The sequence below is a fragment of the Collinsella sp. CLA-ER-H10 genome (genome assembly GCF_040092475.1).
GTDB lineage: Bacteria > Actinomycetota > Coriobacteriia > Coriobacteriales > Coriobacteriaceae > Collinsella.
In genome coordinates this window covers 46,377-58,591 of record NZ_JBBNLM010000004.1, presented here as the reverse complement: position 1 = coordinate 58,591, position 12,215 = coordinate 46,377, and the positions used below count along the sequence as shown (strand labels likewise).

Here is a 12,215-nt window from a genome sequence, read left to right as displayed (position 1 = left end):
TGCAAACACCTTTCTAATTGACACGTTTTCCATTGTGACCGAAGGGCGTCTGGGCGTGAAGGGCAAACTTGGAGGGCGCATACCTTCCATCCATCATGCGCTCGATAAGGCCCTCGAGTTCAAGCGAACCCAAGAGTTTGAGTACGCCGACAGCATCGAGTGAGACGAGCGCCGCGATGTCGTCGACCTTGAGCGGAGAGGCGATGAGCGCATGCATCACGGTCTGCTGTGTTGGATTCAGGTCGGCAATGCCGGGAGCATCGGGGCGCGAGTAGCGCAGGGTGCCGTATATGCGAGAGATAGCCATCTCGATGGACTCCTCGTCGACAATGCAGCAGGCACCGTTCGCAATGAGGTAATTCGTGCCACGCGACTCGGGCGATAGGATCGACCCCGGCACGGCAAGAAGTTCGCGCCCCAAATCCATAGTAGCCTCGGCTGTAGAAAACGTCCCGGAAGGCATACCCGCCTCGGATACAAAGAGGGCTTGCGACAGGGCCGCGATCACGCGATTGCGACGCGGAAAGGCAAACTTGCGCGGACCCATGCCCCACGGAGAGATCGACACGACCGCGCCGCCCGTATCGAGCGTGCGCGTAATAAGCCCCGCGCTCGAACGCGGGTAGACCACGTCGGCGCCCGTCCCCAGCACCACGACGTGTTTGCCGCCGGCGTTGACCGCAGCCCAACCCGAGGCCTGGTCACAACCGACCGCACCGCCCGAAACTACCGTCACTCCCGCCTCAACCGCCACCTTCGCCGCAAGCTCTGCCACGGCAAGACCATACGGCGAGGCCTTTCGCGCACCGATGATGGAGAGCGCGGGCGTCGAAAGCACCTCGGGGTTGCCGCGCACATAGAGCGTCTGGGGTACATCAGATAGCTCCAAAACGCTCTCGGGATACAACGCATCACCTGGATGCAGCTCGAAGGTCCCCTCAGCTATCATTGGTCCCTCCTTCCCTGGTACATCGCCGCCTCGAGCACGTGGTCCTGCGTCACTTGCTCGCTCTCGGCGACGTCAGCGATTGTACGCGCGATACGCACCAGGCGTACGATGCCGCGGCCCGTGAGATGCGTGCGTTTGGATAGGCCAAGTACGCATTTCTCGGCAGCATCATCGAGCTCGAAGGTCGAAACGACGCCGTCAATAGACCGCGTCTCGTCATCCTCGGCCTCGGCATCCGCATCGTCCATACGGAACTCGCGCCAGGCGCGAAAGGCACGACCGCGCACAACGTAGTCACGTAACTCGGCCGACGACATACCCTCCGCACCCTCGATAATCACTTGAGGGTCGGGACGGGTCACATCGATCATCATGTCGATACGGTCGGCCAAGGGACCGCGCAGTTTAGACCGATAGCGCTCGACCATCGCCGCCGAGCAGCGACACGGTACCTCGCGATCGCCCAAAAAGCCGCAGGGGCAGGGATTGCTCGCAGCCAGCAGCTGAAAGCGCGACGGGAAGGTAAAAGCCCCGTCGACGCGTACGATCCTCACGTAGCCGCGCTCGATGGGCTGACGCAGCGTCTGCAGCACGCCAGTGGGAAACTCGGCAAGCTCGTCCAAAAAGAGCACGCCGCCATGAGCAAGGCTGATCTCACCCGGGTGCACCGGGCGCCCGCCGCCGATAAGGCCTGCGGTCGAAATACTGTGGTGGGGACTGCGGAAGGGGCGGTGCCCCGCCAACAAGCCATCAATGTTCTCACCCAAAACCGAATGGATGCACAGTGCCTCCTGCTGATCCTCAACGGAAAGCTCGGGCAGGATGCCGGTCATACGGCGTGCGAGCATCGTCTTGCCCGATCCCGGAGACCCGATCATGAGCAAGCCGAGTTCTCCTGCCGCCGCAAGCGCCATGCCGCGTTTAGCGACTTCCTGCCCCAGCACGTCTGCATAGTCGAGCTCGGGCTCAAAGGTCGCCTCGACACCCTCGGAATCCAAGTAGTGCCGTGCGGCATCGCCCATGCCGTGAGCAAGCTGAGACAGATGGTCGATAAAGCCGCAATCTACGCCCGCGAGTGGCACATGCTGGTCGGACCTGCCGGCGATAAAAGACAGCCCCATGTCGCGAGCCAATAGCTGAAACGCCACCTCGCCCTTGACGGGAAGCACCGTACCGTCCAGACCAAGCTCACCTGCGATAAGGCAGCGATCGAGGTTGTCACGGGGAATCTGCTCATCGGCCGCTAGAACCGCGATGGCGATGGGCAGGTCAAAGCCGCTACCGGTCTTGCGGATATCGCCGGGTGCCAGGTTAACGGTAATGCCCGAGCGCGGGATCTCGAACCCGGCGGAGCGCATCGCGCAGCGAATACGACCGCGTGACTCCATCACCTCCATACTCGGGATGCCGAGCATCTGAATGCCCGGAACGCCGCCGGCAAGCGAGACCTCGACCGTGACGTGAATCGCCTCGACGCCGCGGATGCAGGCCGCGTGAACGGCAAACGTCTCGAACGCCATCACGACACCTGCCAATCGAACGCGTTGTACTGATGCTCGATCTCGGCGATATGCCCGCCGCGAATGGTGACACCCACTGCATCGAAGCGGATCGCCTTGAGCGGATAGTGCTCCATGAGATAGCAACTTGCGATACGGCGATACCGACGCTGCTTTTGGGCATCCACGGCCTCCTCGGGAAAGACCCGCGTGGTGCAATCCAGGGCGACGCGCCTGGTCTTGACCTCGGCCATCACCACGACATCGTCAAGCTCATCGAGCAGCACCAGATCGGCCTCGCCCTCGGTGCAACGATAACCCTGCTCCAGCAAGGTGTAGCCGCGCTCGTTAAAGTAGTCGATGGTGATCAGCTCGCCCAGCATGCCCAGCTCACGGGGACTGAGTCCCTTGATAAACTCGGGCGTCATCGCCCCGCAGTCGAGCTCGCCGTTTTCCCAACGCTCCTTGAGCTGCTGCGTCTTGCTCTTTTTGCTTGCGGCACTCATGGGGTCTCCTTTCCCGCACACTGCATTGCCCCGATGATGAGGGCACCTTTCATGCGGGTAAGTACAGGAAGCAAACCAAAAGCTGACCAAATGCCGTCAAAAAAAGGGCCGTACGCAGCAATGCTGTTGCATACGGCCCGCTACCAGCAGGTTTATAAAACCCTAGAGGTCCCTGTCTCCACAATTGACCTAGAAAAGGCGCTCAGTCTGCAGAAAGTTTCCGCAAAAGCTCACACGATGCAGTGGACAAAGTCCATGTTTTCGAATGGCCTCGATGTGCTCGGGGCTCGCATAGCCCTTCGATTCGGCCAGATGGTACTCGGGGTACTCGGCGTCGTACTCGACCATCATCTCGTCACGCGTGACCTTTGCCATGATGGATGCCGCGGCGATACAGGCGATCTTGGCATCGCCCTTCACCACGTCGCGCTCATTGGGAACGGCGCCCAAGGGGTTGCCATCCATGAGGACGCAGTCGGGTTCAAGTCCCGTATCGGCCACCGCACCCGCAACGGCAGCGCGGATGGCGCGGGCCATACCCATCTCATCGATATCTGCAGGAGCGATATGGCAAAAGCCGATAGCAGTCGCCACCTCGGCAATCTTAACCGAGAGCAGCTCGCGGCGCGCCGGCGTGAGCTTTTTGGAATCGTTGATGCCCCAGATGCGCGGCTCCATCGGAAGGCACACGGCACACACGGTCAAGGGCCCCGCTACCGAGCCACGGCCCACCTCGTCGACGCCCACGACCACGCCATCACCGCCGAGCTCATGCATAAGCTCGTACATGCCGTTGACGCGCTCGCGCTCGGCAAGCTCCTTGGCATGGCGCTTGAGGGCGCGTTCGCAAGCCTTGATCACCTGCTGGCGCGGATCCTCGCGATAATGCTCCACGAGGGCGGGAATCTCCTCGAACGTGGCACTCGCCAGCTCGCCGGCAACCTGCGATGCCGAAACCGAGCTCGTCATATTGGCCATACCAGGCCCTCCTTGCATGCAAATCAGATAAAAAGAAGGGCCACCCGAAGGTGACCCTTACGTCCAAACGAGTGGACAGACGCTGCGATCTTCTTAGCGCTTCTCGGGGATGCGAGCAGCCTTGCCCACCTTGTCGCGGAGGTAGTACAGTTTGGCGCGACGGACGCGACCATGACGAACGACCTCGAGCTTGGCGATCTTGGGGCTGTGAAGCGGGAAGGTACGCTCAACACCGACACCGAAGGACATCTTGCGGACAGTGAAGGTCTCGCGGGCACCGGCGCCGGCCATGCGGATGACGTCGCCCTGGAAGACCTGGATGCGCTCGCGGTCGCCTTCCTTAATGCGGTAGTGAACCTTGACGTTGTCGGCGACGCGAACCTGAGGAATGTCCTCGCGGATCTGCTGACGCTCGATTGCGCGGATGTAATCCATGTGCAATTCCTTACTCTTCTAGAGGTGCCGTACCACCTTGGCCGGCACGTAGTTGAACAAACGTATTCGAGTATACACGCGCGGGTTTCTGCTGCAAGAACAATTTTTTACGCAGACAAAAAGACAAAACCCGCACATGATAACCGCCCGCCTCGCGAATGAGACGGGCGGCATGAAGGGGGCTACGCTAGGCGTCTAAACCCAAAACGTTAGGCGGAGCGCTTCGCCTCGAGCTTGGCCTGAGCGGCCGCCAGGCGCGCGAGGGGCACGCGATAGGGCGAGCAGGACACGTAGTCCACATCGGCCACGTTGAACAGGCCCTTAATGGATTTGGGGTCGCCGCCGTGCTCGCCGCACACGCCAAAGTGCATGTCGGGGTTGGTGGCGCGACCCTTCTCGACGGCCATGCGCACGAGCTCCAGCACCGCCGAGTCGATGGTCTCGAAGGGGTTGTCCTTCAAGATCTTCTTGTGCATGTACAGCGGGATGAACTTGGCCTCGGCATCGTCACGAGAGAAGCCGAAGGTCGTCTGGGTGAGGTCATTGGTGCCAAAGCAGAAGAAGTCAGCATGATGGGCGATCTCGTCGGCAACCATGCAGGCACGCGGCAGCTCGAGCATCGTGCCCACGGGAATATTGAGCTCGACGCCCTCCTCGACGGAAACCTCGGCGATCACGCGCTCGATGACCTCGCGGGTCTGGACATGCTCCGCCGTGATGGAGACGAGCGGAACCATGATCTCGGGACGCGGATCGACGCCCTCCTTGATGAGGCGAGCGGCAGCCGTGGCGACGGCGCGAACCTGCATGAGTGGCAGATCGCTAAAGACAACGGACAGGCGCACGCCGCGCAGGCCGAGCATGGGGTTCGACTCGACCATGCCATCGATACGGCGCAGGCGGGCACGCAGGACGGCAAGCTCTTCCTCGCTGGCGCCAGCGGCTTCCTTCTTGGTGATGGCGACCTCGAGCTCGCGAGGATTATCCAGGAACTCATGAAGCGGCGGATCGAGCAGGCGAACAACTACGTCGCGACCGGACATGGTCTTGAACATCGCCAGGAAGTCCTCGGTCTGAACCTTAAGCAGGTCCGCCAGGGCCTGCTGCTTCACGGCCTCATCATCGGAGAGGATGAAGCTCTGGATGATGTTCTTGCGGTCGCCCAGGAACATGTGCTCGGTGCGGCACAGGCCGATGGCCTCGGCGCCAAACTCGAGCGCGAGCGCGGCATCCTCGGGGTTGTCGGCGTTGACGCGCACATGGTTGGCGTGGCCGCCGGTCTCGTCCAGGCGAATCTCGTCGGCCCAGGACAGGATGGTGTCCAGGTCGCCGGTGAGCTCGGCCGAAACCAGATCAACGGCGCCGTCGACGACGATACCCTGGGTGCCGTCGATGGAGATGACATCGCCCTCATGCAGCACGCGGTCGCTGCCCTCGATGCGCACGACCTTCTCGGCGGCGTCGATATGGAAGCGCTCAACGCCGCAGACGCAGGGCGTACCCATGCCGCGGGCAATAACGGCGGCATGGCTCGTCTTGCCACCGTGGCTGGTCAGAATGCCCTCGGCGGCGACCATGCCCTTCAGGTCGTCGGGGTTGGTCTCCCAACGAACCAGAATGACCTTGTGGCCCTCGTTGGCGCGCGCGACGGCGTCGTCGCTCGAGAACATGACCTCGCCCACGGCGGCACCGGGGCTGGCATTAAGACCGCTGGCGAGAGCCTCGTACTTCTTGGAGGCGTCGAACTGTGGGTGCAGGAGCTGGTCGAGCTGCGCGGGATCGATGCGGCTCACAGCCTCATCGCGGGTGATCAGACCCTCCTCGACCATCTCGATGGCGATGCGCAGGGCGGCGGTGGCAGTTCGCTTGCCCACGCGGGTCTGGAGCATCCAGAGCTTGCCCTGCTCGATGGTGAACTCAATGTCGCACATGTCGCGATAGTGATCCTCGAGCGTCAGGAAGACGCGCTCGAGCTCCTTGCCTGCGGACTCGAGGCCCGGGGTGGCCTTGAGGTCGGCGATGGGCTCGGTGTTGCGGATACCGGCGACGACGTCCTCGCCTTGGGCATTAACCAAAAAATCACCGTAGAACTCCTTGGTGCCGTCGGCCGGATTGCGCGTGAAGGCAACGCCGGTCGCAGATGTCTCGCCCTTGTTGCCAAAGGCCATGGCCTGTACGTTGACGGCGGTGCCGAGTTCGTCGGAAATGCCATGCTGCTTGCGGTAGATGCAGGCACGCTCGTTCATCCAGCTGCCAAAGACGGCCTGAATTGCAAGGCGTAGCTGAAGCTCCGGGTCGTGCGGGAAAACGGGCTTGCCGTCAGCGACCTCGAGCTCGGGATACAGGGAGGCATCGACGTTCTCGGAGAAGATGCCCTTAAAGGTCTCGACGAGCTCCTGCAGATCCTCGGCCGAAAGCTCGGAGTCGACGCGGACGCCGGCGACCAGGCGTGCCTGGGTCAGCGCGTTCTCGAACAGGTCGGCGTCAACGCCCATAACGACGTTGGAGAACATCTGAATAAAGCGGCGGTAGCTATCCCAAGCAAAACGCGGATTTTGCGTCTGGGCGATGAGCCCCTGAACGGAGTCGTCGTTGAGGCCTAAGTTGAGGACCGTGTCCATCATGCCGGGCATGGAGAACGGAGCGCCCGAACGAACCGACACGAGCAGCGGATCGGAGGCGTCGCCGAGCTTCTTGCCGCAGCGGGCCTCGAGGTCCGCCTCGGCAGCAACGATCTCATCGAGTGCACCCTCGGGCCACACGTTGCCGGCACCGGAGTACTCGACGCAAGTCTGGCAGGTAATAGTAAAGCCACCGGGAACCGGCAGGCCGATACGGCTCATCTCGGCAAGGTTAGCGCCTTTGCCGCCAAGCGCGAAGTTCATGGACTTGTCGCCCTCGGTGACACAGGTGCCCTGGGCGTCGGTTCCAAAACGGTAAACCCTCTTGCAATCGCTCACGACACTTCCCCTTCCATGCGCTCTCGCGCACGACCGTGGTAACGAATCGACCCGCCGAATGCGGGCCGTGAGGGAACTATACGGCGGGTTTTGGGCAGGCTTGAGCAGAGGGTGCGCGGTTTGGTAAACGTGCTAAAACTGGCGGTAAACGGTAGGTAAAGGTGGTTACCTTATGAAGGTACCACCAAAGGAAATTGCAGGTCAGATGCAAGAAATACTGCTAAATCGCTTTATCATAAGTAGCTAATTTGGGACGGGGCTTTTTTAGCTGCCCCCGCAGGCAATCGGCCAAAGAGCTCGCGACCTCAGCCGGGGTAGCTAAAAAAGCCCCGTCCCAAATTAGCTACTTTTGTTGGGCGCGGCGGGCGGCACGGCGGGCTCTTGCCTCTTGAATCTCTTCGAGGTGAGCGATGATCTCGGAGGCGCTCTCCTCGATGGCCTTGCCGTCGGTACGCACCACAAAGCAGCCTAGGCGTTTCATGAGGGCACGAGCTTCCTCAAGCTCGCTGCGCACGCTCTCGGGCTCGGCATAGGAGCCGGCAACGGCACGAGCGTAGTCATCGCCCAAGCGGCTATCGCGAATTTCGGAAATCACATCGACGGTCGAAATCAGGCCGAACAGGCGCATCGGGTCGACCTCGTAAATCGACTTCGGCGGCTCCATGCCATGGGCCAACGGAACATTGGCAACCTTGTAGCCCTGATAAGCCAGATACATCGACAGCGGCGTCTTGGACGTGCGCGATACGCCCAGCAGCACGATATCGGCACCCGACAAATCGTCGCAACCGCGCCCGTCATCGTGCTCAACGAAATATTCCATGGCCTCGATACGATGGAAATAGCGGTCATCGGTCCTGTGAATCACGCCCGCGACGCCTTTGGGCGGCACACCGATGAGCGACGATAGCACGGCGAGCGTCGGACCGATCAGGTCGACCGAACGGATATGCAGCATGCCCAGGTAATCGAGCACGCGGGCGCGAAGCGCCGGATCGACAATGGTGTGAAACACGGCAATATCGCGATGGTCGGCATCGACGCGCGGGCCCACAAACGACTCCACCTGCTCCACCGAGGTCACCTTGGGCAGGCGCAACAAACGAAAAGCCCCTTCATCAAATTGCCCGGACGCCGCAAGCACCACCTCACAAGCGGTATCACCGAGCGAGTCGGAGATAACGATAACGGTGGGACGAGCGGTGACCGGGCAATCCATGCGGGGCTCCTTTTGCGCTTACGCGCAGGCTGGCTTACTTTTTACGAGCAAGCTCACCGATGTTGGCGATGCCGGAGAAAACGGCCTCGAAGCGGTTGAGCAGCTTAAGGCGATTATCGCGGAGCTGCTCGTCCTTGTCCATGACCATGACCTCGTCGAAGAAACGGTCGATGGGCGCGCGCAGGGCGGCGAGGGCAGCAAATGCGGCCGGATAATCCTCGGTAGCAAGGGCGGCATCGACAGCGGTCTGAGCAGCCTCGGAGGCGTCGGCGAGCGCAAGCTCGACCTCGCCCATCAGTCTGCGGTCGTACTCCACGCCCAGCTCGGGCTTGGAGATATGCGCGGCGCGAGCATAGGCGGTCGCAAGGTTGTCGAACGTCTCGGCGTCGTTCTTGCGGGCCTCGTCGAGGGCGGCGCAGCGGGCGAAGAAGACGGACGGAGCGATGATGTGCACCGCGGAGACGGCGGCAACGGTATCGGCCGGGATCTTTTCGTCGCGGGCCATGCTCACCAGGCGGCCATGGAAGAAGTCACGAACCTGCTGGGCGACCTCGGCGGCGTCGAACTCAATGCCCTGCTCGCTATAGAGCTCGAGGGCGAAGTCGATGAGCGACGTGGGGTCGATCGGCAGGCGGTCGCGCAGGATGTTGATGATGCCGATAGCGGCACGACGCAGCGCGTAGGGGTCCGAAGAGCCGGTCGGGGGCTCGCCGATGGCAAAGATACCGGCGATGGTATCGAGCTTGTCGGCACAGGCCACGATGCAGCCAGCGGTGCCCTCGGGCAGCTCGTCACCGGCAAAGCGAGGACGATAGTGATCGCGAATAGCATGAGCGACCTCGTCGTTCTCCCCCATCGCGATGGCGTAGTAACCGCCCATCACGCCCTGCTGGCTCGTGAACTCGACGACGGCGTTAGACACCAGGTCGGCCTTGCACAGGTGCGCGGCGCGAGCAGCGTCGGCGGCCAGGTGGGCGCCCAGATGGGCCTCGCGAGCGATGGCAAGCGCGAGTTGCTCAATGCGCTCGGACTTGGCGAGCACGCTACCGAGCTTCTCCTGGAAGGCGACCTTGGCCAGACGCTCGCGGAACTCGTCGAGGGAGATCTTCAGGTCCTCCTCGTAGAAGAACTTGGCGTCGTCCAGACGGGCGCGCACGACGCGCTCGTTGCCGTCAATCACGCGCTCGGCATTCTCGGGCTTGCTGTTGGAAACGACCACGAACTCACGCGTGAGCTTGCCCTCGCCGTCATAGATCGGGAAGTAGCGCTGGTTGGTGAGCATGGACTCGCAGATAATCTCGTGCGGGACCTTGAGGAACTCCTCATCGAAGGTACCGACGAGCACCGTCGGCCACTCGCAGAGGTTAATAACCTCCTCGAAGACCTTCTTGGGCGTATCGACATGGCAGCCGGGACGGGCGGCCTCGACCTCGGCGATACCGGCGAGGATGGCCTCACGACGGCGCTCGGCAGAAAGCACGCCGGCGTCCTCGAGCACCTGCTCGTAAACGGCGGGGCTGGCAACCACATGGTCACCAGGGCCAAGTACGCGATGACCGCGCGTGGTGTTGCCACTCGTCACGTCGGCAAACGACACGGGCACAACATCCTCGCCCAGAAGGCAGCAGATCCAACGGACCGGACGCACGAACGTCGCGTGCTCGTGGCCCCAGCGCTGGCTGCGGTAGTTGGGCCACTGCAGGCCGGCGATGGTCTTCTCGCACAGAGCAGTCAGAATCGGCGTAGCCGGTGCGGAGGGAATATTCTTCTCGGCGAACACATACTCGCGACCGTCGGTGTCCTCGCGACGGACCAGGTCCTCGGCAGCCACACCGCACTTGCGGGCAAAGCCCTGGGCGGCCTTGGTGGCGTTACCGTCAGCGTCGAAGGCAATGTTGGCCGCGGGGCCACGCTTGACCTCGTGAACCTCATCGGTCGCGGTGGCGACGTTAGCCACGAGCGCAGCCAGGCGACGCGGGCTCGAGATCACGCGGACCTCGCCGTGGGCCAGACCGGCCTCGTCGAGACCCTTGGCGATCATGGTGCCAAGCTGCTTGACGGCATTGTTCAGCGGCGCGGAGGGCATCTCCTCCGTACCGATCTCAAACAGGAAATCCTTAGCGTCTGCCATGGCTTACGCCACCTCGCCTTCCTGATCGGCATTCTCGTTGACTTCGGCGACCTCGGCCATATAGGCCTCGCAGCACGCCTTAGCGACGGCGCGGACGCGCAGGATGTAGTTAGCGCGCTCGACCGCGGACAGGGCGCCACGGGCATCGAGCAGGTTGAAGGCGTGGCTGCACTTCATGACGCAGTCATATGCCGGCAGCGGCAGCTTGCGCTCCAGGCAGGAGTGGCACTCGGCCTCGTAGTCGTCAAACTTCTGACGCATCATCTCGACGTTGGCGACCTCAAAGTTATAGGCACTGAACTCGCGCTCGTTCTCGAGGAACACGTCGCCATAGGTCATGGGCGTTCCGTCGGGCAGGTAGCTCCACACCAGGTCGTAGACGGAGTTGACGCCCTGAGCGTACATGGCAATGCGCTCCAGGCCATAGGTGATCTCGACGGGCACGGGATCGACCTCGATGCCGCCCACCTGCTGGAAGTACGTAAACTGCGTGACCTCCATGCCGTTGAGCCAGACCTCCCAGCCAAGGCCCCAGGCGCCGAGCGTCGGGCTCTCCCAGTCGTCCTCGACAAAGCGGACGTCATGGTCGTTGGGATCCAGGCCAATGGCGGCCAGCGAACCTAGGTAGAGCTCCTGGGCGTTGACCGGCGACGGCTTGATGAGCACCTGGAACTGATAGTAGTGCTGCATGCGGTTGGGGTTCTCGCCGTAGCGGCCGTCGGCGGGACGGCGGCAGGGCTGCGCATAGCAGGTGCGCCACTCGGCGGGACCGAGCGAGCGCAGCGTGGTCGCGGTATGGAAGGTACCGGCACCGACCTCGGAGTCATAGGGCTGCATAATGACGCAGCCCTGCTCGCCCCAGTACTGCTGGAGGCGCAGGATGATGTCTTGGAAGGAAAGCGATGAAGCGTTCATGCCTCTAATATCCCCTCGTCGAAACGATTACACGGTTAGGTACTGTACTATAGCGGTTTTTAGTCGATAGCGCCGATGCGGTTGAGCGGCCAGTAGCGCACAAGCGCCACAGCGATCAAATCAGAGCGATCGACGGGACCAAAGTAGCGTGAGTCGGCAGAGTTTTCGCGGTTGTCGCCCATCACCCACACGCACCCGTCGGGAACGGTGTAGGGATAGCTTACCTGAGCGCCGGGCGCTTGGACCGAAAGTGGCCAGCTCATGCCCGTCGTATAGTCCTCGTCGAGCGCTTGGCCGTCAACGACCACCTTGCCATCCTGCAGGTCGACCGTCTGGCCGGCCGTGGCAATAACGCGCTTGACAAGAACATCATGCTCGGAGGTGCCATCGGGGTTGTGAAACACCACGATATCGCCCTGCTTGACGGGCTGACCGAGCTCGAGGCTCACCTTTTGCGCCAGGATCTGGTCGCCAATCTCGATTGTGTCCTCCATAGAGCCGGTGGGCACCACAAAGGGCTCGACCACAAACGAGCGAATCAAGAAGGTGGCGACCAGTGCGATCGCGATGACCGCGATCCACTCAAAAGCACCCCTCAACGCGGAATGTTGCGTAGGAACCAT

At 62.0% G+C, this 12,215-nt stretch carries 10 protein-coding genes; all 10 read right to left on the bottom strand.

The window, feature by feature from the left end; translation table 11 throughout:
* Nucleotides 1-13: 13 nt before the first annotated feature.
* The 10 genes from AAAX36_RS03190 to lepB all read right to left on the bottom strand — a co-directional run bounded on the left by AAAX36_RS03190 (nt 14) and on the right by lepB (nt 12,215).
* Nucleotides 14-949: a DNA-processing protein DprA gene (locus tag AAAX36_RS03190; RefSeq protein WP_138374170.1), complete on the bottom strand. Its 936-nt coding sequence runs from the start codon at nt 947-949 to the stop codon at nt 14-16.
* Nucleotides 946-2,469, bottom strand: coding sequence for a YifB family Mg chelatase-like AAA ATPase (locus AAAX36_RS03185; RefSeq protein WP_138374169.1), 1,524 nt, complete (start codon nt 2,467-2,469; stop codon nt 946-948). The genes AAAX36_RS03190 and AAAX36_RS03185 overlap by 4 nt, the downstream gene beginning before the upstream one ends.
* The gene (locus tag AAAX36_RS03180) at nt 2,469-2,954 is read right to left on the bottom strand and encodes a YraN family protein (protein WP_055285132.1); all 486 of its coding nucleotides are present in this window, start codon (nt 2,952-2,954) and stop codon (nt 2,469-2,471) included. Before AAAX36_RS03180 ends, AAAX36_RS03185 begins: the two co-directional genes overlap by 1 nt.
* A gap of 189 nt (nt 2,955-3,143) precedes the next feature.
* Nucleotides 3,144-3,932: a ribonuclease HII gene (locus tag AAAX36_RS03175; RefSeq protein ID WP_138374168.1), complete on the bottom strand. Its 789-nt coding sequence runs from the start codon at nt 3,930-3,932 to the stop codon at nt 3,144-3,146.
* A 93-nt stretch (nt 3,933-4,025) separates the two neighbouring features.
* Nucleotides 4,026-4,367, bottom strand: a complete 342-nt coding sequence (gene rplS, locus AAAX36_RS03170) for a 50S ribosomal protein L19 (RefSeq protein ID WP_006236098.1) — start codon at nt 4,365-4,367, stop codon at nt 4,026-4,028.
* A gap of 209 nt (nt 4,368-4,576) precedes the next feature.
* Nucleotides 4,577-7,327, bottom strand: a complete 2,751-nt coding sequence (gene ppdK, locus AAAX36_RS03165; RefSeq protein ID WP_138374167.1) for a pyruvate, phosphate dikinase — start codon at nt 7,325-7,327, stop codon at nt 4,577-4,579.
* A gap of 343 nt (nt 7,328-7,670) precedes the next feature.
* Complete coding sequence (locus AAAX36_RS03160) at nt 7,671-8,546, bottom strand: pyruvate, water dikinase regulatory protein (protein WP_349073944.1); 876 nt, start codon at nt 8,544-8,546, stop codon at nt 7,671-7,673.
* Nucleotides 8,547-8,580: 34 nt separating this feature from the next.
* Nucleotides 8,581-10,677: a glycine--tRNA ligase subunit beta gene (gene glyS, locus AAAX36_RS03155; RefSeq protein WP_138374989.1), complete on the bottom strand. Its 2,097-nt coding sequence runs from the start codon at nt 10,675-10,677 to the stop codon at nt 8,581-8,583.
* A 3-nt stretch (nt 10,678-10,680) separates the two neighbouring features.
* Complete coding sequence (locus tag AAAX36_RS03150; protein WP_138374988.1) at nt 10,681-11,592, bottom strand: glycine--tRNA ligase subunit alpha; 912 nt, start codon at nt 11,590-11,592, stop codon at nt 10,681-10,683.
* 59 nt (nt 11,593-11,651) lie between these two features.
* Nucleotides 11,652-12,215 carry a signal peptidase I gene (gene lepB, locus AAAX36_RS03145; RefSeq protein ID WP_138374987.1) on the bottom strand — a complete coding sequence of 188 codons (564 nt, stop codon included), beginning with the start codon at nt 12,213-12,215 and terminating at the stop codon, nt 11,652-11,654.